Origin of the sequence: Spirosoma rhododendri, assembly GCF_012849055.1 — a bacterium.
In the GTDB taxonomy this organism is placed as follows: Bacteria; Bacteroidota; Bacteroidia; order Cytophagales; family Spirosomataceae; genus Spirosoma; species Spirosoma rhododendri.
The window spans coordinates 5,482,396-5,508,195 of record NZ_CP051677.1; the positions used below are offsets into that span (position 1 = coordinate 5,482,396).

The following is a 25,800-nucleotide window of genomic DNA, read 5'->3' on the forward strand; positions in this document are numbered from 1 at the left end:
TCGGAACTACTTATCTTTCCCGAAGTCTGTGTCTTCACAGACCTCTGAACGTACCTCAGACTGGTGTAAGACTACCGACTAAGGCAACGTCCGATTAGTACTGATCGTCTTCGTCTTCTTCGTCGTCCTCTTTACCGAAATCTGATCCGGGGTTGAACATCGAGCCCAGCAGGTCTTTAAACGACTGCCCCGTATCCATCGCCTTCTTGCCGACCAGCGAATGTTCGGCCAGGCCGTGCAGCGCGAACTCCATCATGAACAGTTTTTCGCCTTTGCTCAGTCGTGGATGAAACGTATCGACCAGATCATCCAGTCCGTCGATGGTTTTCAGCCGGGCTTCGTAATCGCGATTGCTCAGATCGTTCAGGATATCCATCGTGTTACTATCCCCAAACCAGTCGGTTACTTTCCGGTACGGGTTGCCACGCTTGTCTTTCTTGGCTTTCTCCGGGTTCGGGAAATACTGCAAAAACTGGTTGCGGATGGCTTTACCGATCAGGTTCTGCGCCACGATCACCGGTCCTTCCACCTCACCCTCGTATACCAGCTCGACCTTGCCGCAGATGGCCGGGACTACGCCGTACAGGTCAGCGATACGTACCTGCGTTTCCTTCTCGTTGTTGAGCAGCGCCCGGCGTTCCGCCGATGACAGCAGGTTCTCATAGGCCGAGATCGTCATCCGGGCCGACACGCCCGACTTGGCGTCGACGTATTCGCTTTCGCGGGCTTCCAGCGCAATCTGCTCGATCAGGTCGGTAACGAGTTCGTTGGTTTTCACCATGCTCTTCTGCTCGTTTTTCACGATGGCTTCCTGCATGGTGATCTTTTTCCCAATCTCGATTGACTTCGGGTAGTGGGTCACGATCTGCGAGTCGATCCGGTCTTTCAGCGGGGTTACAATACTACCCCGGTTCGTATAGTCCTCGGGGTTAGCCGTAAACACAAACTGAATATCGAGCGGCAGGCGAAGTTTGAATCCACGAATCTGAATATCGCCCTCCTGCAAAATGTTGAACAGCGACACCTGAATCCGGGCCTGCAAGTCGGGCAATTCGTTGATAACAAAAATACACCGGTTCGAGCGCGGAATCAGACCGTAATGAATGGTCCGTTCGTCGGAATACGGCAGTTTCAGCGTGGCAGCTTTGATCGGGTCGACGTCGCCCACGAGGTCGGCTACCGACACATCGGGGGTTGCCAGCTTTTCGGTGTACCGTTCGTCGCGGTGCATCCAGGCAATGGGTGTCTGATCGCCTTTTTCCGCAATCAGGTCGATCGCAAAGCGCGACAGCGGTTGCAGCGGATCGTCGTTCAGTTCGGCTCCTGCCACTACCGGGATGTATTCGTCGAGCAGGCGAATCATCTGCCGGGCGATCCGGGTTTTAGCCTGCCCGCGCAACCCCAGCAAATTAATGTGGTGCATCGACAGAATAGCGCGTTCCACATCGGGAATGACCGTATCTTCATATCCCCATATCCCGGGGAAAACGACTTCTTTGGCCCGGATGCGTTCAATCAGGTTGTCGCGCAGTTCCTGTTTGATGCTTCGCGACTGGTAACCAGCGGCTTTCAGCTCGCCAAGCGTAGTGATCTTTACTAAATTTGAGGCTTTCAGGCTTCTGTAGTTCATTGGATGTAAGGCAGATAGGCAGTTGATTTTCCGGACTAAACGGGTGTCTGTGTAAGCGCCGTCGTGAGCCTGCGTCCGGTACTCATCCTGTATAAAAGCTAACAGGCTTTATCTGTAAATGGTTTTTGGACACTGAAATTGGCTACTTTTACTACTCATGCGCGGGGCAAAACCGTCCGTTGCTGTTTATGAAATCAAGTTTACCCCGCTTATTCATCCTGTTCTTCGGCGCGCTGCTCGCTGCCTGCCGCATTCAGATGGCTCCGCCCGAATTACTGCGGGCCACCCCGGATTCGGTGTTCGTTGGGCAGTCGATCGCCCTGTCGGGTAATCAGTTCGGCTCCCAGCCATCCGTTACGTTTTCGACCAGCAAAGACGGATCGACAAGCGCCGGGCGGGTTGTCAACGCTACCGACAATACAATTCAGGTAACCGTACCACTGATTGCGCCGGGGCAAACAACCGTACGGGTGAGCAATAGTCAGGGCACGTCCGACCCGCTTCCAGTCACAATTCTCCAGCCCGCCCCTACCCTGACCACAATCGACCCGGCGAATGGGCTGCCCAACTCAGTAATCGTGCTTACGGGGGCGTACCTCAACCAGATCAATACGGTTCGGTTTAATCAGCTGTCGGCCGTCATTCAGGACAGTACCGATACGAAGCTGACACTGCGGGTACCGTCGGGGATTCCGCGCGGCCAGACATTTATTGTTGTGGAGACGAAAGGCGGCTCCTTCACCGTGCCGTTCATTGTGGCGGGTACTCCGCAAATCACGAGCCTGTCGACCCGGCAGGCCCGGCCGGGGACCGAACTCATCGTGCAGGGCGTAAATCTCAGCGATGGTGTCGTCAGCATCAACGGACTCGCAACCAACCGTGATCAGACCACGATTCAGGATAATCAGATCAAAACAATCATTCCCGACAATGCGACGTCGGGTAAGGTGACGGTGACGGTTTTTGAAAAACTGGTTGCGACCAGCGCCGACAGTCTGAAAATCATCCGGCCACCGGCCATTACTTCTGTCAGCACCCTCGACGGCATCGCGGGCGACCGTATTCAATTGGCGGGTGTCAACCTCGGCGACGTAACTGCGCTGACGTTCAACAGCGTACCGGCACCCTTCCGGGTGCTGTCGTCGTCGCTGCTGGAGACCACATTGCCCGCGCTGGGGCAGGCCGGAAATTACACCCTCGGCGTTAGCAGCGTTGGCGGTACAGCCCAGTTTTCGCAGCCGTTCGTCTACTACGTCGCGCCCAGCAACCTGTCGCTCAGCCCGGCTCGTATTGTCAACAACGCCAACCTGTCGATTACGGGCAACAGCGTGTACCGCATTACGGATGTACGAATCGGTACTCAGACGGTACCCATCATCGGGCGTACGGAAGGCTCATCTGTGCAGGTCAGCATCCCGACCGGTATCGCCGGTGGGCTGGTTACGGTTGTCAACCGGGCCGGGCAGGCTACCACCAGCAGTCCGCTCGTGATCGTGCAGCGACCAACCGTTACCGACATCATTCCGCAGAAAGCGCGGCCCGGCGAGCGCATCGTCGTGCGGGGTACATATCTACAGAACGCCCAGTTTTATTTCTTCAATTCCAGCACCCCAGCCGCCGAAGGGGGTCGCAACGAAGATAACGAACACTGGATTCTGGTTCCGACAGACGCGCAAAGCGGTTCTATCCGGGTCACCAACGCCACTGGCGAAGGGGCACAAACCGACGTATTTACCGTTATCCGCCCGGTTACGGTCACTGACTTTACGCCTAAATCGACCAAAATTGGCGGTGAACTGATCGTGTCGGGGCAGAACCTTGCCAGCACAACAGCCGTACGCGTTAACGGCGGCACCCTGAACGCGCCGTTCCGGATATCGGGTACCAGCCTGATTATCACGATCCCGACCGGCACCGTAACCGGGCAAATCTGCGTGATTAACGACGCGGGTACGACCTGTTCGTCAGCCAACTTCACACCAGCCAACTAAGTCATATCTCCATAAAAAAGAAGGTCGCACTGAACTTGTGTTCAGTGCGACCTTCTTTTTTGCGGATGATAGCTATATACCCAGCGTACCGCCCAGCGTGACGTTTTGATTCGGGTCATCGGGGTCGATCTGCGGGGCCCGGCTCTGATGATGGCTACCGGGCGTCTCCTCTTCCTTCGCCTGCTGATTGACGAACGACTCCGCCAGCACGGTCAATTTTTTATCAGCCGCTTTTTCTTCTTCCAGCGTCAGTGTCAGCAACTCCGCCGACTGATCGAAGCCTAGCACACGCGCCAGCGTCAGCAGCGACCCGTACGAGGCAATTTCGAGGTGCTCGATTTTCTGAGCCGCGATGATCAGGGCGGCATCACGCGTCAGCGAACCGTTTTCCGTATCATCGACAAAAAATTGGGCATCGTCAATCAACCCATCGACGGCTTTGTTTGTATGCTGTCCGGCGGCAATGCTCAGAATACGAAATATATCTTCGAGCCGGGTGATCTGGGTGCGGGTTTCTTCCTGGTGGTGCAGGAATGCGTCCCGCACCTCATCGCTCGTGGCGGCACTGACCTGCTTACCTAATGAGTCGACGATCTTTTTCTCTACATAATAAACGCTCTTCAGTTCAGTGATGAACAAATCGCGTAGTCCCTCGTCAGCAGCCGAGTCATTGCCGCCGAAGAAGGCCGTTATTTGATCGGTTAGCGATGCCATAATCAGTTTCAGTTTTATACAATCAGGGTATTCTTCATATATAGCTAGCAAATACCAATCCATCTACTGACTATCAGTTTATTACGCCCGATCCATCACAAAAAGTGTATCTATTTTTCTACACCCTATCGTTTCGGTAATGCTATAAATCTACAGTGCCAAAATGCCCCAATTGTCATCAGGGCACGACTGTAACGGAGAAGCTACAAGCTAGCGTATAATTCTGCCCTCCGTCCGACGACACCTGTAACAACCCGTTGTGTGTACCGGCCACTTTGGGCGTTCCCGTTCCCAGCAGGACAACCGTCTGCGGCTTGCCGACCTGCGCGGCTGTAAACGTCACGCTCCGGTTGACCATCGAAAACGTGTTGTCAGCATCGGGTGCGTAAACGATGCCAACAAAATCATACGTGCCAGCTACCTTCGGCGTAATCGTGATTGGCTTCTTGTTCGTATTGTCGAGCGGCTGATTGACTTTGTAGGTGCCCGAAAGCGGGGCGCTACAGTCGATGTAGTTGTAAGCTGCGACGGTGAAACTGCACACCCGGTTTTCAACCGTCGTCGTAAACGAACTGACGCCCGCCGTTTGTGGCGTCCCATCGCCTACCAGCGTCACGGACTGCGGCTTACCAACCTGAGCCGCCGTGAACGTACCCGACGTTTTAAAACTGTACCCATTGGCGGTGTTTGTCGCGACGGTGTAAGGACCCGCTGACCCAGGCGTGATCGAAACCTGTTTGGTATTGTCGGTCGTCAGGCTGTTTGTTGCAATGTAAATCCCGGTAGCGGCCGTGGTCGACTGGCAGTCGAGCGCGTTGATAACCGTCGGTCCGACGACGGGGCTGAGCCGTGTCCACTGAAAATTGGACCAGTAGTACAAACCCGGCGTCACGGCATAGGTACCGGTTGTGGTAGCCGTATTGAACACCATCATTCCGTCGGTCGGCTTTCCGGCAAGCGTCCAGACGGTGTAAGATGTCAGCGCGACGGTGGGCAACAATAGCCCTTTGTAGGAATTATCGGTGTAAGGGCCAGATTTGACTTCGAGGGCAGCCGCCGTGTTCAGGGTATCTCTCGACGGAGCACCAATACGCAGTTGGGCAAGACAATCTGGCTGGAACAGGCAACCGACCACTAAGAGTAGCCAGCAGACGGGCCGGATCGCGAAGAAATAGACGTTCGTCATGACGTTAGGGAGTTTATTTTCATAACTCCTACCAACTCCCATGCCTGACTATACTACACCGCCCAAATTGGAGTTAAAAAATTATGATTTCGGGCACATAAAACGCAAAAAGCCCACCGGTGAGGGTGGGCTTTGGCTTGATCGTTAGGTGACCGATACGGGAATCGAACCCGTGTTACCGCCGTGAAAGGGCGATGTCCTAACCGCTAGACGAATCGGCCGTCTTTGTTAAAAGACCCACCCGGTTGCTGTTTCAGCTGCCGTGGTGGCGAATCGTGGTGCAAAGGTAGGGCGATGTTCTGATAATGCAACTATACCCCCCAAAATTTTTTCAAAAAAAGCGTTCTCAGTTGTTTTAAGCCTATTTTTGAGTGAGTTAGCTTTTCCCCTCTTCATGAAAAAATTTTTCCTCGCGCTTAGTCTGCTCGGTCTGTTTACCGTTTGCCAGGCTCAGACCACTTCATCATCACCCACCGGCCAGCCACCTACCCAACAGACAACCGGCGTTCAATCGCCTGAGCAATTTCTGGGCTATAAGGTCGGACAACATTTTACAACCCACCGCGAAGTTGTTGCTTACGCCGAACAGGTAGCCCGGCAACTGCCCAAACGCGTCCGGTTGATTCCGTACGGAAAAACCTACGAAGGCCGTCCGCTGGTGGTGGTGGCTATTGCCTCGGAAGCCAACCTGAACCGGCTCGACGACATTCGCACAAACAACCTCAAACGCATCGGGATGATGGACGGGCAGCCAACCGCTGGTTCGACACCCGCTATTGCCTGGCTCAGCTACAACGTTCACGGCAACGAAGCCGTCAGTTCGGAAGCGTTTATGGACGTGCTGTACCGCATGACGAATCTGTCGGACGCGGTGACGCAGAAGGTCATGAACAATGCCGTTGTACTGCTCGATCCCGGTCTAAACCCCGACGGCCACGACCGCTACGTGAACTGGTACAATCAGATGGTAGGCCAAACGCCTGACCCGACGCCCTCGGCCCGCGAACACAACGAGCCCTGGCCTGGTGGCCGCTATACCCACTACCTGTTTGACCCGAACCGCGACTGGGCGTGGCAAACGCAGGAAACGACCCGGCAGCGCATGGCCCTGTACCAGCAGTGGATGCCGCACCTGCACGGTGACTTTCACGAAATGGGGGTCGAGAGCCCGTACTATTTTGCGCCCTCGGCCAAGCCGTACCACGAAGACATCACGCCCTTCCAGCGGCAGTTTCAGCAAATCATCGGGCAGTATTGCAGCCGTTATTTCGACAAAAACGGCTGGCTGTACTACACCCGCGAACGCTTCGACCTGTTCTACCCCAGTTACGGCGACACCTACCCAACCTACAACGGGGCTATCGGTATGACCTACGAGCAGGGCGGCAGCGGCCGGGCCGGACTGGCCATCCAACGGGCTGACGGCGACACGCTGACGCTGCGGCAGCGCATTGATCACCACGTCGCATCCAGCATTGCTACGCTCGAATCCGTCGCCGACCGCTCGGCCGATGTGGTAAAGGAGTTTGGGCAGTTTTTCGACAAGGCCCGTAATTCGCCGGTTGGCTCCTACAAAAGCTATATCGTCAAAGCCAATAACGACCCCAGCCGGTTGAAGGCCCTGCAACAGTTGCTCGATAACAACAAAATCAGTTACGGCTACGCCGGGAAGTCGATGTCGGTGGGTGGGTTTAATTACATGAACCGGAAGACGGAGAAAAGCGTATCGGTGGGTGCGGGCGATCTGGTCATCAGTGCTTACCAGCCAAAATCGACGCTCCTGAAGATTCTGTTTGAACCCAATTCAACGCTGGAAGACTCAGCGACCTACGACATCACGGCCTGGTCGCTGCCCTACGCATTCGGCCTGCAAACGTACGGTCTGACAACCCGCCTGACACCCGGTACTGCTCCGGCAGCGGCCTCAGCAACCCCGGCAAGTGCGGGTAGCGGTTCCCCGTACGGCTACGTAATTCGGTGGCAATCGATGCCGTCGGTGCAGATGCTGGCGGGCCTGCTGAAACAGAAAGTGCGGGTGCGGGTTGCCGAGAAAGCGTTTGAGCTGGAAAACAAAACCTACCCGACCGGTACGCTGATCGTGACACGCGGCAACAACGAGCAGTTCGGCCCGCGACTGGACACCATTATCCGCGCCGAAGCCACCCGCACGGGAGCCGATATGACGCCCGTACAGACCGGCTTCGTGGCCAAAGGATCAGACTTCGGTTCTGACTTTGTTACGGGCCTGAAAGCACCCCGCGTAGCGGTAGTATCGGGTGAAGGCAGTCAGCCGCCCGCCGTTGGTGAGGTCTGGCACTTCTTCGATCAGGAACTGAACTACCCGGTCACGATGCTGGACGGCAACGGCCTGGGTACCGTCGACTGGGGTAAGTTCGACGTGCTGGTTCTGCCGACGAACTACAACTACGGCCGCTTTCTCAACGACCGCGTACTGACGCAGGTGAAAGACTGGATTCGGGCCGGTGGTAAGCTGATCGCGATGGAACGGGCAGCGGCTTTTTTCGCGGGTAAAGACGGGTTCGACCTGAAAGAAAAGGCGGGCAGTACCGATAGCGCCAAAGACCGCAAAGCCGTGGCAACCGACTCGCTGAAGATTTACGGCGACCGGGAGCGCGTCGCTATCTCCGACGAAACGCCGGGCAGCATCTACCGGGTCAACATCGACACGACGCACCCGCTGGGCTTTGGCCTCGACAATGGGTACTACACGCTCGTTCAGAACGCCTACAACTTCGATTTTCTGAAGGAAGGCTGGAACGTCGGCTACCTCAAAAACGACAACTACGTGGCTGGTTTTGCCGGTCGCAATGCCAAAAACAAGCTGAAAAATACGCTGCTGATGGGCGTACAGAGCTTCGGTCGGGGCAACGTCGTTTACCTGGCCGATGATCCGCTGTTCCGGGGCTTCTGGTACGGCGGCAAGCTGCTGTTTGGCAACGCGATATTCATGGTCAACTAACCAGTCGAAACAGATCAGACAACCCCGATTGTACCGTTTGTCAACGCGGTACGATCGGGGTTATTTGCTGGTTGAGAACCGTTTTATCTCGACCGGCCGGGTTGATCCGTCAACGGTCCAGTCGATGGCGGGGTACTGGCCGGTGTTGCTCACCGTCAGGGAAAGTGCTTTGACGGTCGTGTGCGGCTGGCGACCGTAGTCGTGGAGCAGCAGTGTGTACGTCCCCGGCGACAGGTGTACCGAAAACGTACCGTCGGGCAGGGGCGCAACGGTAGCAATCGATTGCTGATTTTGCCGGACGTCGAGGCTGAACCGGCTGAACTGACAGGGCTGGTGGTCGTATGCACTGGTCTGGCATTGCAGCCGCCCGGCAATACGAAACGTTCTCGACAGGGGCACCTCTTTGCTGACGGACCGGACGATGGTTAGTTGCTCCTGGTACAATACTGGATCACCGATCCGACCGGTACTGATCGCCGAAACAGCGTACGTCCCCGGTGGTATGTGGCGGTAGACGACGCGGCCGCTGGCGTTGGTCAGCAACGTGTTGTCATTGACCCGAACGAGCAGGCTGTCCATCCATCGCTCGTCGGCATCGCGGCTGCCGTTGCCGTTGGCATCCTCAAAGAAAGCGAGCTGTAGTTTACCGTGCCGTTTGGCCTGCAAGCGGTTGAACCGCTGCACAATCTCCATCCGGTACTGGCTGTAGGCAAACTCCGGCTGCTCGCTATACGGCGTCCCGTTACCCGACAGGTAGACCGACAGATTGGGCGTAGCGTCGTACTGCACCCGGCCAACGGCGGTGTACCGGGCATCTGTCGTGGTGGCGTTGTACAAGTAATTCAGCCCGACCGACCCGCTGAGCCGCCTGTTGAGCAGCGCGAAGGAAACCGTTGGCGTCAGCGACGTCGTCGTAATCAGGCCGGGGTAAGTCGTTCGCAGGTCAAACAGATAGTAAGGCCCTTTCTGCCAGTACCCCCACACGTTGAACCGGCCAATGCCGAGCGACGATACGACCCGCTGACTAAGGATTCCTGCCGACGGCCCCTGATCGGTACGACCATAAAATCGGCCGACGTCGTACGTCAACTCAAGATACTGATCGGATCGGCGTCGGTACGCAATGACCGGGGCAAGCCGGAATGCATCGGCGCGCTGACTGACTGGATTTTCTTCGTCGCGCTGCGAGAACCAGTACGGTCGGGCACTCATCGTCAGCGAGCCAATACGGTGACTCATACTTACTTCGGCGACTGCATTACCAAATCGATGCCGCGCAAAGTCAGTCGGCGACGTGTAGGCAACGCGGTCATACGACAGGTAATTGAGCCGGGCCAGCACGGTGGTAACGGGCGCCGGTTGCCAGAAAAGCTGGCTATACAGCAGTGTCGCGCCCCGTTGCAGGCCAGCATAGGCCGGACTGCTTTTGTACGAACGCAGTTGCCAGCTAAACCTCTCCCGCTGATACGCGTACTCCAGTTGCCCCGCCCAGCCAGTCACCTGCGCCGACGAAGCACGATGCGGGGCAAATTCCACGCTTTGCCCGGCCATGATTTGCATCGAATGCCGGTCGCTATGGTTGTATCGAAACGACGCGAACGTAAGGTAGCCCGCCCGCTGAACATCGGCCAGCGTGTAATGGCTCGTGCTCAGCGACAAAGCCGCCCCCGGCAGTTTCGCCAGCTGTCGGTCGTACCGGGCCGAGTACACATTGCCCCGCCAGGCATTTCGGTCGCTACTGAGCCAGTTATGATTGGCGTTGACCGCCCAGAATGTCCATTGCCGGTCGGTAGGCCCGGTGCTTATTTTTAACCCACGACCAAAAAGCGGCAGTTCGTGAAAATCGTAGACACTTCCCAGCCGAACGGCCGTCTGCGCTGTCGTGAGGGCGATGTACGAATTTTGCAGCTGGCGAAAGTGATCGGTTCCGTAATCGAGATAATGTAGATTCATCTCAAGCCGGGCCTTACCAACGGAGTCTGTTCCCCAGACGCGTGTTTCGCGCGCCCACTGGTTGGTGCTAAACCGCGTAAGCGCCACACTGGCTCCGTAGCCAGACCCGGTCGTTGGCAGCGCATCCTGATACACTTTATCGGCCACGGCAACCACCATTTTATAGACCACACTACCAACAATCGCCTTCTGACGATCTCTGACCGTGACGATCAGCTGGTAGGGCGTATTGGCCGACCATTGCCGCAGCGGGACGGCGGTAACAGTCAGTATGGTATCCTGACGCGGTTTCAGGGCAATCGTCGTGGGAAACGAAGCGGGGGCCATCCCCTGCGGCAGTGCCGATATTTCGATCGTGTATGTTTCTGCGTCGGCCCGGTTGTGCGTCAAATGCAGGGGCAACCGAGCTGCGTCATTGGCGGCATACAGCAGCATTGTTTCCTGCGGAGTGTATAAACTGACGGCCGCCGTCACGGACCCCTTCGCGATTAGCTGACACGCGACGAACTGAATCGGATTACCGGCAGCGTCGCTCATCCGGACACGAACGGGTGCATTTGCCGAGATTATCTGCCGATGCAACAGCCCTTTGATCGGGATCAGCCGCTTTTCGCCAGGTGCCAGTTGTAGCTTATCGGGTACGCTGGCCAACATGGTCACGGCTTCGGGCGAATCGATGGCCAACCGCACATCCTGCGGCTTCGTACCTGTATTTGTTAACGTGAGTTGATTGGTAAATGTACTGCCGGTTACGATGGTAATAGAATCGCGCAAAATCGAGATCGATACAGACTGAGCATTACTTCTAATTGACCAAAATAATAGCACTACTATGTATACGAAAATCCTATTTATGTTTATCATAATACAGCCTTATTTTTCTTCATACCGCTGACGCACAGGAGAAAATCAGACTACAAGTTTTGCACCAATCAATTGTCTACAAATCATTTATTTACAGTTACTTAGCTTATTTTTCTAACTTTATCTAAGCATAAATTATCAGCAGATAACGCCCAAAAACTGTTTTCTACAAAATCAATTTATCGCTTACTAACAATGTATTTTTTCGTAATTATTAGTAGTATTTCTGGCAAAAAAATTGTTCACCAAGATTCAATTTTAAGTACATTTTATATTTCATTTTATTAAATCTTATACCGCATGAAAACCTCTTTTATTGATGCGTGAGTAAGTCCATAAAGGTTTATGCTTTAGCTCTTGATGGCTATCTATAAACAAGCGGATTACGAAGCGCTGCGTCGGCGGTGCGTCGAACTTAAACAGGCAGGCTGGAAACAGGCCGATATTGCTCGGGCCTTTGGCTTGACACAGGGCTGGGTCAGCCAAACACTGAAAACCTACCGTGAGCAAGGCGAAGCAGGCCTAATGACCGGTAAACGCACCGGAGCCCCGTCCCGGCTGACGGCGGATCAACTCGACCAACTGACAAAAGAACTGGCCAAGGGGGCTGAGCAACACGGTTTTTCAGGCCAAGTGTGGACCCGGCCCCGTATTAATGATGTGATTAACAAGCTTTTTGGTGTTAGCTATGACCCCTCTCAAATTGGACGGCTGCTTAAGAAAGTAGGCTGGAGTCGGCAGAAACCGGCTCGGCAAGCTCGCCAGCAGGACCCGCAGGCCGTGGCCAACTGGCAAGCCGAGCGACTGCCTGCGCTCAAAAAAAGCGCAGATTGAGGGGCGTACGATTCTATACGTGGATGAATCAGCGTGCTATTTGTTGCCTTTTGTGGCCCACAGCTGGGCACCCCGTGGTCAAACACCGTTGCTTCTGGAACAGGCTGGCCGCGCACATCTCAGCCTGATTGCTGCCATTTCGCCAACAGGCCGTTTGTATCTAGCGGGGCAGGATCAGCCCTTTACTAGTGACGATATCTGTTGGTTCTTGAGCAAGCTTTGCTGGCAGTATCGCCGTCAAAACATGGTGGTTGTTTGGGATGGGGCGGCCATCCACCGGTCGCAAACCGTTCGGAACTGGCTCCAAAGCCGACCGGGGCGGGTCCATCTGGAGCGTTTACCAGCCTACAGTCCCGCACTCAATCCGGTGGAATTAGTCTGGAGCCAGTTGAAGCGATCCTTGAAGAACCGAGTCTTCACAACTCTGGAATCGCTTCAAGCCGCCGTGATGAATGAAGTTGATTATTTGCAAGCAGATCGAAATCGTATTCGTTGTTTCTTTCGAAAGAAGGAGATTGCCTTCTTCACAGACTAATTCACGCATCTATAAATCGCTGATTTCTGCTCTGTCAATCGCGTTAGCAGGCATTGCTCTACAGGCTACGCCAGCCCACGCCCAATTACTCACCAGCGGGAACGCCGTCGTCACCGTCACAGTCGTTGATGTTCTGTCGCTGGTGGTCGCGGTACCGGCAGTACCGATTGCGATGGGTACACTAAACGACTTTCAAAACGGCTCCAGCTTTACAGCCCCTGCGCAACTGGTTGCCAGCAGCAACCGCCCGTATGATATCAAGGTGAAGTCGGATGGCGACTTGCAGGGGCAACTGACCGCCACGGGCAGCAGCATCCCGATCAGTAATATCGTTGTGCAGGCTGCCCCAACGCTTACGGCGACTTACACGTCCCCGCTGAACCTGTCGGCTGCCGACCAGGTACTAATTTCCAATGCGCCCGGCGCGATGGCCAAAGTCTACGACGTGAAGTATTCGACGGCGGCCAATAATGCGGCTTTCTTCGTTAAAGGCGGTGCTTATACAGCCACGCTGACCTATTCCATCACCGCCCGCTAACACCGACGGCATGACTCAGTTTTCCCGATCGACGGGGTGGCGGCTGCTGCTGATACTGTGCCTGATAGAACCCTTGTTCTGTCAGGCACAGATTGGTTTTCAGGCATCGCCAGCCAAACTTTATTTTAACCAGACCACTGGCGACGAGCAGACGCGTACGCTGCGACTAACGAACCCGATGGATACCCGGCTGGTGCTACAGGCCACCTGCGCCGACTGGCGACGCGATTCGTTGGGCGAGAAAGTGTACTACCCGCCAGGTACGCTGCCAACGTCTGGTTGCCCGCTGGTCAAAGTCATACCGGACGTAATCGAGCTGGCACCCGGCGAGCAGCGGGATGTTCTGGTGTCGCTGACGGCGAACCGGGCCGATAAAGCAACCGGCATCAGGAACGGGATGCTGTTTCTGACGCAATCAAATGAGCAGGAAGTGGCCCGTCAGAAAGGGGCCTCGCAGTTTGTCATCAAAGCTCAGATCGGCGTTCATGTGTATGTGTTGCCCGACGGACATACCGAGCCCGATATTGCGATCGTGGGCATGACGGTCGGGCAGTCGGCACGGCCGTATCAGGTCAATGTAAAGGTACATAACACGGGTAAGGCGTTGCTGGAAAGCCAGTTGCGCCTGGAATACCTGAACATGACGACGATGGAAGAAGTAAAGACGGAGGCCATACCCGTCAATACCATGCCCGACGATTCGTTTCAGGTGGCAGCCAGCGTACCGGCTAATCTGTCGGCGGGGAAATACCTGATCGTGGCCGTGCTGGATAGCGGACCGGGGCAGGCGCTGAAAGTGGCCGAACTCGAAACCGTCCTTAAATGAACTGGCGCACCGTTTTATTCGCCCTGTTTCTGCTGCCGGTTGCCCCGGCGGGAATCGCCCAGCCCGCCCCGCCCGACGAGTCCGCCTATGCCGCGTCGCTGATCGGCATTACCGTTCTGGGGAATCCGTCGCTGACGGTGTCGAGCGTCGATGGCTTCACGAATGGCGTAACGGTCAACCACAACACGCTGCAACTGAACCTGTCGCTGGGCCTGACGTGGTCGTTACAGGTACGCGCACTCGACGACCTTCGCTACCAGTCGTACTCAATTCCGGCCTCAGCGATCGGCATGCAGTCGGCGGGGCTGGGGGCGCGGCCGGAGTTATTGCTAACGACCACCAACCAAACGCTGGCGTCGGGGGTGGCTACGTCGCTGTTGAGTACCGCGTTACCGATTCGCTACCGCACCGTTGGCGGTAGTGCGTTTCTGAAACCCGCCGGTTCGTACTCAACCACCATACTATTCACGTTCACGCCTTTATAGGCTGGCGGGGTACGGCGTTTGTATTTATTTTGGATTAAAAAAGCGGGGAAATCCCGGCAAAAAGTCCTCATACGGCCCGCTACATAGCTTCAGGGGCAAACAAAGCAAAGGAGAGTCGGTTTAGAATGCATCCCATCACACTGGTGGCCATTCACTCACTGATTTTAACGCTCTGGCTTTATGAAATCGATTCTTCGCTTCGCTCCTACCGCAGCCATCTTCACCCTGCTGCTGGTTATGATGACCAGTTGTGCAGCTATTGGCGACATTTTCAAAACTGGTGTCTGGACAGGGGTAATCCTTGTCGTCGTTGGTATTGCCGTTGTCATCTGGCTGGTGTCCAAGATGTTCGGTGGCGGTGGTGGTGGAACGCGTTAGTCGTATCTGCTCCACAACGAAACGAGCCCGATTTCTTCAGAAATCGGGCTCGTTTCGTTTGGTATCGTTCTGCTTACTGAGCGACCAGTTCGAGCAGCCCGTCGCGTTGCAGGACAACACGCTGACGCTCGGCCAGATCGTCGGAAGCTTTCATAAGCGGTAGCCGAACTTCGTTTGAAATCAGACCCATCGTGTGCATCAGACTCTTTACGCCAACGGGGTTTCCTTCTTCGTACAGCAGCGGGTCGATGCGCAGAAACTGACTTAGTTCTTTCTGGGCAAAGGCAAAATCGCCGGCCAGAGCCGCGTCGATCATAGCCGAGAACTTAGCAGGGAATGCATTGGCTATCACCGACATTACGCCCACGCCCCCGATGCTGATGATGGGCACCGCCTGCACATCGTCGCCGGAGATAAGCAGAAAATCGTCGGGTTTGTCGCGGGCGATTTCCATGCACTGCTCGATCACGCAGGACGCTTCTTTCACCCCGATAATGTTGGGATGCTGCGCCAGTTCGCAGATCGTTTCGGCCGACATGTTGATGCCGGTACGGAACGGGATGTTGTACAGAATAACCGGCACCGGACAGGCATCGGCGATACGGGTAAAATGCTCGATAACGCCCCGTTTTCCCGGCTTGTTATAGTACGGACACACCGACAGAATGGCGTCGACGCCTTCGAAATCGATGTCGCTCATACCCGCCACAACCTCGCTCGTCACGTTGCCACCAACGCCGTAAACGATAGGCAGGTTTTTCGGATTGTTTTCTTTCAGGTATTGCAGCAGCTGTTTCTTCTCGGCTTTCGTCACCGTGGGCGACTCACCGGTGGTACCCTGAAGAACGATATAGCGAACGCCCCCCTCGGAAATGTGACGAACGACGCGCCCGAAGCCATCAAAATCAATGGCGTGGTCGGCGGTAAACGGCGTTACGATGGCGACGCCGACGCCGTGAAAACGAGTATTCATGTTGCTGCAAGCCGAAATGTTATGACAAAGTTACGGGAATTGATTGGGAAAGCGTTGGTTCGGGCGTTTACTCGCCCAGCATGGCCGTGAATTCGTCTTCGCCGATCATCGGTACGTTCAACTGCTGGGCTTTGGCAACTTTCGACGGTCCGGCATTTTCACCTACGATCAGGTAATTCAGCTTCTTCGAAACGCCACTCAACAACCGGCCGCCGTGGGCCGCAATCTGCGTTTCGATTTCTTCGCGGGTGTAGTTGGTGAAGGTACCACTGTAGAGAAACGTCTTTCCCGTCAGGGTATCGCTCACCGCTTCGACCACTTTGCGCTCGCCCACCATCTGCAACCCGGCGGCCTTCAGCCGCTGTACATAGTGTTGGTTATCGGCCTCGCCGAACCACTCAGCTACGCTCTGCGCGATGCGCGGCCCGACGTCGGGCACGCCAGACAGCGTTTCGAGCGAAGCCGCCATCAGCGCGTCCATCGAGCCGAAATAATCGGTCAGGCGCTCGGCGGTGGTGTTGCCCACGTAGCGGATACCGAGCGCAAAAACGACATTGGCGAATGGCTGGGTTTTCGACCGTTCGATGGCCGTCAGAATATTATCGACAGTTTTCTGCCCAAACTTCACCACCCGCACCTTGCCGGTATCGTCGGCCGGGTACGCTTTCTCCAGCCCCAGCAATTGCTCGTTCGTCAGGTCGTAGAGATCGGCGGGGGTCTGCACCAGATTGCGGTCGATGAGCAGCTGAATCTTGCCTTCGCCCAGGCTTTCGATATTCATGGCCCGGCGCTGAATAAAGTGCTCAAATCGGGCCTGCCGCTGCGGAGGGCACCCTTTTTCGTTTGGGCAATAGAAATGCGCTTCCCCTTCGCGCCGGATCAGCGGGGTGTCGCAGGCGGGGCAATGGGTTGGGTAGATGATCGGTTCGGTCTGCCCGTGTCGTTTCGTCAGGTCAACACCCGTGACTTTGGGAATGATCTCCCCGCCTTTCTCGACAAACACCGTGTCGTGCAGTTCGACGCCCAGCCGCTGAATCTCGTTGGCATTGTGCAGCGATGCCCGTTTTACGACGGTCCCCGCCAGCAGCACCGGCGTCAGCATGGCCACAGGCGTCACGGCACCGGTTCGGCCCACCTGGTAGTTGATGGCGTTGAGCGTGGTGCTCGCGGCCATCGCTTTGTACTTGAACGCAATGGCCCAGCGCGGACTTTTGGCCGTGTAGCCCAGCTCGCGCTGCTGATCGTAGCGGTTGACTTTGATCACGATACCGTCGGTGCCCAGCGGCAGGTCGAAGCGCCGGGTTTCCCACTCGTTGATGTAGGCCATCACCTCGCTGATCGTAGCGCACTTCCGCCAGGTCGGCGACACGTTAAAGCCCCAGTGCGCCAGCCCCACCAGACTTTCTTCGTGGGTCTGAAACCGCTCGGTTCCGTCGGGGTTGGGTTCCGACAAAAACGAGTACAGGTAGCAGTCGAGCCGGCGTTTGGCGACCGCCCCCGAATCCTGCTGCTTAAACGTTCCCGACGCGGCATTGCGCGGGTTAGCCAGCAGTGGTTCGCCAATGTCTTCGCGCTCTTTGTTTATCCGCTCAAATTCGGCCAGCGGCAGAAATCCTTCGCCCCGCACCTCAAACAGCGCGGGCAGATCGTCCTGGGCGCGTACGGTCAGCGGCATCGTGCGGATCGTGCGGATGTTGGCCGTGATATCGTCACCGCGAACGCCGTCGCCACGCGTTGCGCCCTGTACCAGCACCCCGTTTTCGTAGGTCATGCTCAGCGCGACGCCGTCGAATTTCAGTTCGCAGATATACTCGTAGGGTTCGTCGCGCAGCCCTTTCCGTACCCGGTTGTCGAACTCGATCAGGTCTGTTTCGGAGTAGGTGTTGCCGAGCGACAGCATCGGGAAGCGGTGGTACACCGTGGCAAATTCCTTGCTAATCGTACCGCCGACGCGCTGCGTGGGGCTGTCGGGCCGGCGTAGTTCGGGGTATTGTTTTTCGAGAAGGGTTAACTCCTGAAGTTGCTGATCGAAGGTAAAATCGTCGACTTCCGAAATGCTGTTCTGGTAATACTGCTGATTGTACCAGATCAGTTTATCGGTCAGTTCATTAATACGCTGTTGAGGATTCATGGTACAAAATAAGTCGGATACCGGGTAAAAACGCAGTACGCTACGACGAAAAACAAGGGTAGGATCTTACTGGCAATATTGACCGTATTTCGGTGACCGAGTGAAAAAATTAGCTAGTTTTACCGAATAAAAATTAGTACGATCCAACCGATTACAGCCAGAACCATTCCCTTTTACCGAATGATTTTATGGCGGCTGGTTTTCAGGGTCGGTTGGTTCAGAACTGCTATGTCGCTTCCCGCTATTGCCCCCTCCCTCCTCGCTGCCAATTTTGCCCACCTCGATCGGGAAATGGACATGATTAACCGCAGCGAGGCCGATTATCTGCATTTCGATGTGATGGACGGGGAGTTTGTTCCGAATATCTCGTTTGGCTTTCCACTGCTGGAAGTCGCCCACAACCTGTGCAAAAAACCGCTGGACGTTCACCTGATGATTACCCAGCCCGACCGTTACCTCGCTGATTTTGCCAAAGGTGGGGCCGCCGTCATTCAGGTACATTACGAAGCCTGCCCCCACCTGCACCGTACGCTGGCGCACATCCGCGAGCTGGGCTGCGAAGCTGGGGTAGCCCTGAACCCGCACACGCCCGTTGAACTGCTGAAAGACGTGCTGGCCGAGATCGACGTTGTGCTGATTATGTCGGTCAACCCCGGTTTCGGCGGGCAATCGTTTATCCCGCACACGATTCGGAAAGTGGCGCAACTGAAGCAGTTGCTGCTGGCGAATGGCTCGTCGGCCCGGATCGAGGTCGACGGCGGAGTGAGCCTGGCCAACGCGGCCGACCTGCTGCGGGCCGGTGCCGACACACTGGTGGCAGGCAGTTCGGTCTTCAAAGCCGCTGACCCAGAAGCCGCTATCCGGGAACTGAAACACGTCAGCACGACGGTACCCGCCTGATTTTTTTATCTACTCGACTTGTACGATCCAGATCCGGTATGATCCGAACTTATATCCTCACGCTACTCAGTATCAGTCTATTGCTAGCGGGTTGCGGGGACCAGAAATCCACCGAGCACAACGCAACGCTGGCAAACACCCCTACCGATACGGCCGTACTAGCCGGTCCACCAGCTCCGGAGTGGGCGAAGAACGCGACGATCTACGAAGTAAATATCCGGCAGTTTTCGGCTGAAGGCACGTTTAAGGCCGTGGAAAAACAGCTGCCCCGCCTGAAAGAAATGGGCGTCGATATTCTGTGGCTGATGCCCATCTACCCCATCAGCCAGACGGCGAAAAAAGGCACGCTGGGCAGCCCCTATGCCATTGCCGACTACAAAGCCATCAACCAGAATTACGGTACGGCGGCTGATCTGAAAGCCCTCGTCAACCGGGCGCACGCGCTGGGTATGCACGTTATCCTCGACTGGGTGGCCAACCATACCGGCCGTGATCACGTCTGGATTCGCGAACACCCCGACTGGTACACGCTCGTCAACGGGCAGATGATTGCCCCCATCGACCCCAACACGGGCAAACCCACTGACTGGACCGACGTGATCGACCTGAACTACGACAACCCGGCCCTGCGCAGCGGCATGATCGACGCCATGCAATACTGGGTTCGCGAGTTTGATGTCGACGGTTACCGCTGCGACGTCGCCGGGTTCGTACCGGTCGACTTCTGGGCGCAGTTACGGCCCAAACTCGACTCGATCAAGACGGTGTTTATGTTGTCGGAGTGGGAAGACGAGCCGAAACAGTTCGACAAATGCTTCAACATGAACTACGGCTGGAGCATGCACACCATGATGAAGGCTATCGCCAAAGGAGCCCGTCACACCTCCAGCCTTGACTCGCTGCGGAGCGCCAACCAGAAGCGATTCCCGGCCTGGTATTATCAGATGCTGTTTACGCAGAATCACGACGAGAACAGCTGGAACGGCACACTGACCGAATCGTTTGGCCCGGCCGCCGACGCTATGGTCGTGCTAAGCAGTACGCTGGAAGGCATGCCCCTGGTTTACAACGGTATGGAATCGAACCTGGACAAGCGGCTGGCCTTTTTCGAGAAAGACAGTATCAGCTGGGGCACCTACGAGAAAGCGCCTTTTCTCAAGGCACTGCTGACGCTCAAACACCGCAACCGGGCGCTCTGGAACGGGCTGGCGGGGGCCGGGCGCAGAAAATCACGACCGATCATGACGACGCGGTGTATGCGTTTCACCGGCAGCGCGACAACGACTGGGTCACAGTGGTCGTCAACCTGAGCGACAAGCCCCAGACGTTTCGGCTCATGGGCGAAGGCTACGAAGGCATGTACACCGATGTATTCAGCCACCAATCGCTCGAACTGCGCCCATATAGTTCGATGACACTGCAACCCTGGGGGTATCGGGTCTTCACCAACTAAGGCAGTCGTAAAAGCCTATGAAGAAACTCCTTGTCAAAAAAAATACGACGATCAAAACACCGTTGGGGCGGGCCGAATTATATTATCAGACCGTTTTTGCCGACCATCTGGTGGAAAACTATCAGAAAGACCTCCAGATCAATCCAGCCAAACGGCACCACGATCTGGTCTTTTCCGATATCGATCAGCTCCTGAGAGGTAACGTAAGTATGAAAGTAATCCCTGGAAAGGAAGGCCAGATCGAAGCCGTTTCTTTTTACCGGGGTCGCCACTATTTTACCTGTTTTCACGTTGCTAAAAGACCGGACTCTGATACAATGTTTGCCTTCATCGTTACCTGCTATGCCACAAACGAAAGAAAATACCTCGACCGATACGAAGAGTACATCCAGCTCCTCCAAGAAACGCTCGGCCGTCGAACCCGGTGATTACTTCATTGACGGCAAAGGCCGTATGTATGTACTTGATACGAACCTGCAACCCGTTCGGTACACACCGCCCAAGTAATAAATCATCTGCCTGTTGGCCGGTACCGGACATACATACTTTGCCAGTCTGTTCAGTGGCGACTTACGGCCTATTGTTCGACCGTTAGTAAGCAAAGGCAGCCTAAACGAGCATCCAGTCCACCACCGCCGTTTGCCCATTTCATTGCCAGTCCTGATGCCTAGTAGCCGCGCTCTACGCCTTCTCACCATTATTTCGTTCGGTATCCTTACCCCGACTGCCGGTGTGTACGCGCAGGCGGCAACCGACGCGCCGGTACAGTGGGCGGGCAGCGTAGTGGGCGTTTCATCGGAGAAGCGGGGTGAGCAATACGGCGAGCAGTACAAAGCGTCGCAGGCGTTGGGGTTCCCCAGCAAACTCCCGCAGTTGGGCGAAAGCCCGACGGCATGGGCACCGCAGCAGGCCGAAAACCCCGCTGAAGACTGGATTCAGGTTGGTTTTCCCAAGCCTGCCCTCGCCCGGCAGGTCATCGTCGCCGAAAACGTCAATCCCGGTGCCATTGTACGCGTCGTCGTTACCGACGAAACCGGCACCGACCACACGGTGTATACCAACCCCAAGCCGCAACCCCGCCCCGACCCGCTCCTGCTTGTGGCGCTACCCGGCAACGGACTGACGGTTGCCAGGGTGAAAGTAAGCATCAACAGCGGAGCCATTCGGGGTGTCAATCAGATCGACGCTATCGGGCTGTCGGCTTCGGCCAATCCCCCAACAATTGGCATTCGGCTGGCGAAAGACACGCCCAAAGACATTGTCAAGGAGAATCTGGGCAAGGGGGTCAACTCGGCGGGTCAGGAAGTAGCCCCGGTGATTTCGCCCGACGGTCGGACCTTATACTTTACCCGCAACTACAACAAAGCCAACATCGGCTCGCCCGACCGGCAGGATGTCTGGTACTCGACCCTGTCGTCGGGCAGCAACGGTACACCGGCTGGCTGGAGCGATGCCGTTAATATTGGCCCACCTATCAACAACGCCAGCGACAACGCGATCAGTGGTATTTCGGCCGACGGCAAGACCGCCTATCTCCTGAATATCTACCAGCCCAACGGCAGCACCACCTACGGCATTTCCAAATCGATTCGTACGAAAGCGGGCTGGTCGTTTCCGGCCGGGTTGACGATTAAAAACAACTACAACCTGCCCGAACGCGAAACCGACAACTCCGTCGAAACCGAACTCGCCGTTGCTCCCGACGAACGAACACTGATTCTGTCGGTGCGTCGACGCGATACCCGTGGCGACCGCGACCTGTACGCCACCCACCTGCTGCCCGACAAGACCTGGAGCGAGCCGGTTCATATGGGCAACACGATCAATACCGCCGATACCGAAAGCGCCCCCTTTCTGGCGTCGGACAATAAAACACTCTATTTCACCTCGCGGGGGCATCCGGGCTACGGCAACGGCGATATCTACGTGTCGCGTCGGCTCGACGAGTCGTGGACCAACTGGAGCGAACCCGAAAATCTGGGACCGGGCATCAACACGCCCGAATGGGACGGTTATTTCACCATCCCGGCCGCCGGGGATTTCGCGTACCTGAGTTCCCGCTCGAACTCGATGGGGGAAGACGACATTTTCCGGCTCAAACTCTTCCCGACGATCAAGCCTAATCCTGTGGCCATCGTGTCGGGGCAGGTGCTCGACGCCCAGACGAAAAAGCCCGTAGCCGCGCAGGTCGTTTCGGATATGTTTGGCGAACGGAAAGAGATCACTAAAGTCGATTATGACCCCGAAACGGGTGAGTACCGGCTGATTTTACCGACTCAGAACCGGTACACGCTCAAGGCTATCAAGGAAGGTTATTTTGCCCCGACAGATATTCTCGACCTGAGCAAAGACAAGCGCTTCCGCGACATCAAGCGTAACCTGTATCTGCTCAAAATCGAGCCGGGGCAGGTGATTACGATGCGCGAGATTCTGTTCGAGCAGGGCCACTTCGATTTGATGGTGGGTGCCGACGCCGAACTCGACCGGGTCGTGGATATGCTGAATAAGTATTCGACAATGGAAATTCTTGTCGAGGGCCACTCCGACAATCAGGGCGAGTGGGAACCCAACATGAAACTCTCCGCCGACCGCGTACAGACCGTCAAAGACTACCTGATTGCCAAAGGCGTACCCGATACGCGCATTCAAACCAAGGCCTGGGGCCCCAGCCGACCCGTCGCCAGCAACGAGACCGAAGAGAAGCGGAAACTGAACCGGCGGGTAGAATTCACCATCCTGAAAATGTAGGTCCGCTGAATTTGCCGTAGTTTTGGCCAATGATTGCCTTATCATCCCGCTTTACTTACCTGTTACTTGGTTTGCTTCTGGTGTTGGCGCTCGGTTTACGATTGTACCGGGTTGGCACGTACGGCATCTACTTTGACGAAAAAGCAACGCTGCTCGTCAGCCAGGGTATTGTCATGGAAGGCTTCAATCAGCGCGACGTGTTCGACAAGCCGTACTTCACCCCCGCTGAGTTCTGGAAGCCCAAGACATTCAATGATTTCATGGAAGCCGATACGCGCAGCGACATCGGCAACAGCCCCGCCTATTACGCCGTTGTCTGGGCCTGGCTGAAGGTGTTCGGCATGAGCGACACCTCCCTCCGGATGCCGTCGGTTATCTTCAGCACGCTGCTGATCGGGCTGCTGTTTTTTTTCGTCAGGCGACACTTCCGGTTTCTGGGTGAAGCGCGGGTGAATGCGCTGGCCCTGCTCAGTGCCTTTATCGCGACGATCGAACCGTTTTTCGTGGCTTACAGTCACATCGCCCGGAACTACCCGATGACGTTTTTCCTGACGCTGCTGGCTACGCACCTGTTTCTGCTCATCATGGAACGCGTCCGCCAGCCGTCACTGGCGTCGGCATCGGCGGGGCCGGTGGGTCTGTACGTCGCCTACGGACTCGTTTTTGTCACGTCGGTATTCTCGCACTACCTGACCGTGACCGTGTTTCTGTGCCACGGGCTGTACGCGCTGCTGTTTCTGCGCAATGGGCGGGCGTGGCTATCGCTGGGCCTGACGGCCGGGCTGGGGCTGGGCATCGTGTCGCTCTGGTTTTTGTTCGGCGGTGGGCAGTACACGTTTTTCACGCTGAATTACCAGGCGCAGTTCTACCGAAACATTGCCCTGACCAACCCGACGGGTAGCCCGTTTGGCCTGATCCTGCCCGCTACGTTTGCCAATATTTCGGTGAGGGGCATCCCTATTTTTGCTGACCTGTTCATGCCCACCAATGGCATCGGGCAGGCCATGACGGGTATTCGTAATTCGGCCCTCGCCCTGACCCTGGGGCTGGGTGCTACGGCGGTGCTGCATCGGTACTGGTCGGCGCGGGTCGTGCCGGTCTGGGCTTATGCGGTCATACCGGTGCTGCTGCTGGCGGGTCTGCCGATCTACAGCGTTGTACCGGAGCGGCTGCTGGTACTGTCGGGAGCCGTACCCTTCGTTTACCTGATTGGCCGGTACGTGTACGACCGCTTCGACCGGGCGCAGCGACCCCTGATTACGCTGCTGCTGCTGCTTGCCTTCGTGCCTACCCTGTTTCTGCTGTTTATGGCCTGGCGCTCGGGCCACACCTTCGGCATCACGCAGCGGTACTCCGGTTTTTCGTTTCCGTACGTTTGCATCCTGGTGGCGATGGGCGTGCAGCAACTGGCGTCGGCCCGGTGGTGGCTGGCTGCTCCAATTGCCGCCGTGCTGGTGCTTCAGCTGGTGCATATCGGAAAATTGCTGGGCTCGATCTACGCCGACGAAGCACCCAAGTACACCTACTTCGACCGACCCCGCATCGCCAACCCGTATTGGCAGGCGGCTCAGCAACTTATCAGCACCTACCAGCCGGGCGACACGATCCTGTATCCGAACAAAAAACGGGTCATCTATTCGCAGGCCATCGACAAAACCTACACCCCCCTGTCGCTGCTCGACGCGCAGCTGATGAACGTTTACTTACCGCCATCGGCGACTTATATTCAGCGCATTGACCCAGCCGAACCTGACCGGATCGTACTGGTCAACGGACGGACCGGAGCGAGAATTACTATATTTGATTTCAAAGGGTCTACATATCGCTATGGCGACTGACCATCAATACATTACAACTATGCAAGCTACAGAAGCACTGACCGAAACCCGCCAATTACAGGGTCAGCTCCGGCTGAACATTCTGGAAATGTATAACCGGGCACATGCCGGTCACATAGGCTGCTCGCTAAGCTGCGTCGACCTTATGATAGCTACGCTGATCCTGCGGAAGCGGCCTCAGGATACGTTTCTGCTATCGAAAGGACACGCGGCTGCGGCCCTGTACATTTGCCTGCATCACCTCGGCGAACTGACCGACGACGATCTGGCTACGTTTTATCAGAACGACACCACCCTGCCCGCCCATCCGGCCCCCAACAAGCACAAAGGCATTCCGTTTGCCACGGGATCGCTCGGGCACGGCCTGCCCATTGGCACTGGTATTGCCCAGGCGGGTAAGATGCTGGGCGACGATTCGCGGGTGTTCGTGCTTATGTCTGACGGGGAAACCAACGAAGGTACCACCTGGGAGGCCGCTTACTTCGCGATTCAGAATCAGCTCGATAACCTGATCATTCTGGTCGACAAAAATGGACTACAGGGGTTCAACGCCACAGCTAATGTGCTGGGCGACACGGCCGATGTAGCAGTGTGGTCGGCGATGGGCTTCGACGTGATGGAAGCTGACGGCCACAACATTGACGAACTGACAGCGGTCATCGATGAGCTGACGGCCCGCCCCAACGGCAAGCCCAAACTGATCGTAGCCAAAACCGTGAAAGGCCGTGGTGTATCATACATGGAAAACCGGCTGGAATGGCACTACCTGCCCATGAAAGCGGAGCAGTACGACCAGGCCCAGGCCGACGTCAGAGAACGGTATTTCTGATGTGCGGGAGCTGA

General features: G+C 56.1%; 22 protein-coding genes and 1 tRNA gene. 15 read left to right on the forward strand and 8 right to left on the reverse strand.

The window, feature by feature from the left end:
* Positions 1-94 precede the first annotated feature (94 nt).
* Positions 95-1,630 carry a magnesium chelatase gene (locus HH216_RS23035; protein WP_169552995.1) on the reverse strand — a complete coding sequence of 512 codons (1,536 nt, stop codon included), beginning with the start codon at positions 1,628-1,630 and terminating at the stop codon, positions 95-97.
* A 188-nt stretch (positions 1,631-1,818) separates the two neighbouring features.
* On the opposite strand from HH216_RS23035, the gene HH216_RS23040 reads away from it, so the two are divergent.
* On the forward strand, positions 1,819-3,621 hold the full coding sequence (locus HH216_RS23040) for a cell shape determination protein CcmA (RefSeq protein WP_169552996.1): 1,803 nt from the start codon (positions 1,819-1,821) through the stop codon (positions 3,619-3,621).
* A gap of 72 nt (positions 3,622-3,693) precedes the next feature.
* Here the strand turns inward: HH216_RS23040 and HH216_RS23045 are convergent, their stop codons facing one another.
* From HH216_RS23045 to HH216_RS23055, 3 genes are all read right to left on the reverse strand, one after another.
* Positions 3,694-4,335 carry a YciE/YciF ferroxidase family protein gene (locus tag HH216_RS23045; protein ID WP_169552997.1) on the reverse strand — a complete coding sequence of 214 codons (642 nt, stop codon included), beginning with the start codon at positions 4,333-4,335 and terminating at the stop codon, positions 3,694-3,696.
* Positions 4,336-4,513: 178 nt separating this feature from the next.
* Positions 4,514-5,521, reverse strand: a complete 1,008-nt coding sequence (locus tag HH216_RS23050; RefSeq protein ID WP_169552998.1) for a hypothetical protein — start codon at positions 5,519-5,521, stop codon at positions 4,514-4,516.
* 149 nt (positions 5,522-5,670) lie between these two features.
* Positions 5,671-5,742 (reverse strand) — tRNA-Glu (locus HH216_RS23055).
* A 173-nt stretch (positions 5,743-5,915) separates the two neighbouring features.
* On the opposite strand from HH216_RS23055, the gene HH216_RS23060 reads away from it, so the two are divergent.
* Positions 5,916-8,501, forward strand: a complete 2,586-nt coding sequence (locus tag HH216_RS23060) for a M14 family metallopeptidase (RefSeq protein ID WP_169552999.1) — start codon at positions 5,916-5,918, stop codon at positions 8,499-8,501.
* A 60-nt stretch (positions 8,502-8,561) separates the two neighbouring features.
* Here the strand turns inward: HH216_RS23060 and HH216_RS23065 are convergent, their stop codons facing one another.
* Entirely contained in the window at positions 8,562-11,228 is a 2,667-nt protein-coding gene (locus HH216_RS23065) for a COG1470 family protein (protein WP_169553000.1), read from the reverse strand.
* A gap of 450 nt (positions 11,229-11,678) precedes the next feature.
* Between HH216_RS23065 and HH216_RS26315 the strand changes: the two genes are divergently transcribed.
* From HH216_RS26315 to HH216_RS23090, 6 genes are all read left to right on the forward strand, one after another.
* A complete protein-coding gene (locus HH216_RS26315; protein ID WP_254448425.1) occupies positions 11,679-12,152 on the forward strand; it encodes a helix-turn-helix domain-containing protein in 474 nt (157 codons plus the stop codon).
* A gap of 19 nt (positions 12,153-12,171) precedes the next feature.
* Positions 12,172-12,687, forward strand: a complete 516-nt coding sequence (locus HH216_RS26320) for an IS630 family transposase (RefSeq protein ID WP_254448426.1) — start codon at positions 12,172-12,174, stop codon at positions 12,685-12,687.
* Positions 12,668-13,225: a hypothetical protein gene (locus HH216_RS23075; RefSeq protein WP_169553001.1), complete on the forward strand. Its 558-nt coding sequence runs from the start codon at positions 12,668-12,670 to the stop codon at positions 13,223-13,225. Before HH216_RS26320 ends, HH216_RS23075 begins: the two co-directional genes overlap by 20 nt.
* A 10-nt stretch (positions 13,226-13,235) precedes the next feature.
* Entirely contained in the window at positions 13,236-14,051 is an 816-nt protein-coding gene (locus tag HH216_RS23080; protein WP_169553002.1) for a fimbrial biogenesis chaperone, read from the forward strand.
* Complete coding sequence (locus HH216_RS23085) at positions 14,048-14,536, forward strand: hypothetical protein (protein ID WP_169553003.1); 489 nt, start codon at positions 14,048-14,050, stop codon at positions 14,534-14,536. Before HH216_RS23080 ends, HH216_RS23085 begins: the two co-directional genes overlap by 4 nt.
* A 180-nt stretch (positions 14,537-14,716) precedes the next feature.
* Positions 14,717-14,914 (forward strand): hypothetical protein, encoded by a 198-nt coding sequence (locus tag HH216_RS23090; RefSeq protein WP_169553004.1) that lies wholly within the window; start codon positions 14,717-14,719, stop codon positions 14,912-14,914.
* 73 nt (positions 14,915-14,987) lie between these two features.
* Here HH216_RS23090 and dapA read toward each other — a convergent pair whose 3' ends face one another.
* Both dapA and ligA read right to left on the reverse strand, forming a co-directional pair.
* Positions 14,988-15,887 (reverse strand): 4-hydroxy-tetrahydrodipicolinate synthase, encoded by a 900-nt coding sequence (gene dapA / locus HH216_RS23095; RefSeq protein WP_169553005.1) that lies wholly within the window; start codon positions 15,885-15,887, stop codon positions 14,988-14,990.
* 67 nt (positions 15,888-15,954) lie between these two features.
* The gene (gene ligA / locus HH216_RS23100) at positions 15,955-18,018 is read right to left on the reverse strand and encodes an NAD-dependent DNA ligase LigA (protein WP_169553006.1); all 2,064 of its coding nucleotides are present in this window, start codon (positions 18,016-18,018) and stop codon (positions 15,955-15,957) included.
* Positions 18,019-18,246: 228 nt separating this feature from the next.
* Between ligA and rpe the strand changes: the two genes are divergently transcribed.
* The 3 genes from rpe to HH216_RS26790 are packed head-to-tail and all read left to right on the forward strand — an operon-like array spanning position 18,247 to position 20,371.
* Complete coding sequence (gene rpe / locus HH216_RS23105; protein WP_169553007.1) at positions 18,247-18,918, forward strand: ribulose-phosphate 3-epimerase; 672 nt, start codon at positions 18,247-18,249, stop codon at positions 18,916-18,918.
* A 38-nt stretch (positions 18,919-18,956) separates the two neighbouring features.
* A complete protein-coding gene (locus tag HH216_RS23110) occupies positions 18,957-20,228 on the forward strand; it encodes an alpha-amylase family glycosyl hydrolase (protein ID WP_332871435.1) in 1,272 nt (423 codons plus the stop codon).
* The gene (locus tag HH216_RS26790) at positions 20,171-20,371 is read left to right on the forward strand and encodes an alpha-glucosidase C-terminal domain-containing protein (RefSeq protein WP_332871436.1); all 201 of its coding nucleotides are present in this window, start codon (positions 20,171-20,173) and stop codon (positions 20,369-20,371) included. The genes HH216_RS23110 and HH216_RS26790 overlap by 58 nt, the downstream gene beginning before the upstream one ends.
* A gap of 77 nt (positions 20,372-20,448) precedes the next feature.
* On the opposite strand, the gene HH216_RS23115 is transcribed toward HH216_RS26790, so the two are convergent.
* A complete protein-coding gene (locus HH216_RS23115) occupies positions 20,449-20,661 on the reverse strand; it encodes a hypothetical protein (protein WP_169553008.1) in 213 nt (70 codons plus the stop codon).
* 52 nt (positions 20,662-20,713) lie between these two features.
* Between HH216_RS23115 and HH216_RS23120 the strand changes: the two genes are divergently transcribed.
* The 4 genes from HH216_RS23120 (at position 20,714) to HH216_RS23135 (ending at position 25,786) form a co-directional block, all read left to right on the forward strand.
* A complete protein-coding gene (locus HH216_RS23120) occupies positions 20,714-20,878 on the forward strand; it encodes a hypothetical protein (RefSeq protein WP_169553009.1) in 165 nt (54 codons plus the stop codon).
* Positions 20,879-21,034: 156 nt separating this feature from the next.
* Positions 21,035-23,119: an OmpA family protein gene (locus HH216_RS23125; protein ID WP_169553010.1), complete on the forward strand. Its 2,085-nt coding sequence runs from the start codon at positions 21,035-21,037 to the stop codon at positions 23,117-23,119.
* A 29-nt stretch (positions 23,120-23,148) separates the two neighbouring features.
* Positions 23,149-24,957 (forward strand): glycosyltransferase family 39 protein, encoded by a 1,809-nt coding sequence (locus HH216_RS23130; RefSeq protein WP_169553011.1) that lies wholly within the window; start codon positions 23,149-23,151, stop codon positions 24,955-24,957.
* 19 nt (positions 24,958-24,976) lie between these two features.
* Complete coding sequence (locus HH216_RS23135; RefSeq protein WP_169553012.1) at positions 24,977-25,786, forward strand: transketolase; 810 nt, start codon at positions 24,977-24,979, stop codon at positions 25,784-25,786.
* Positions 25,787-25,800 lie beyond the last annotated feature (14 nt).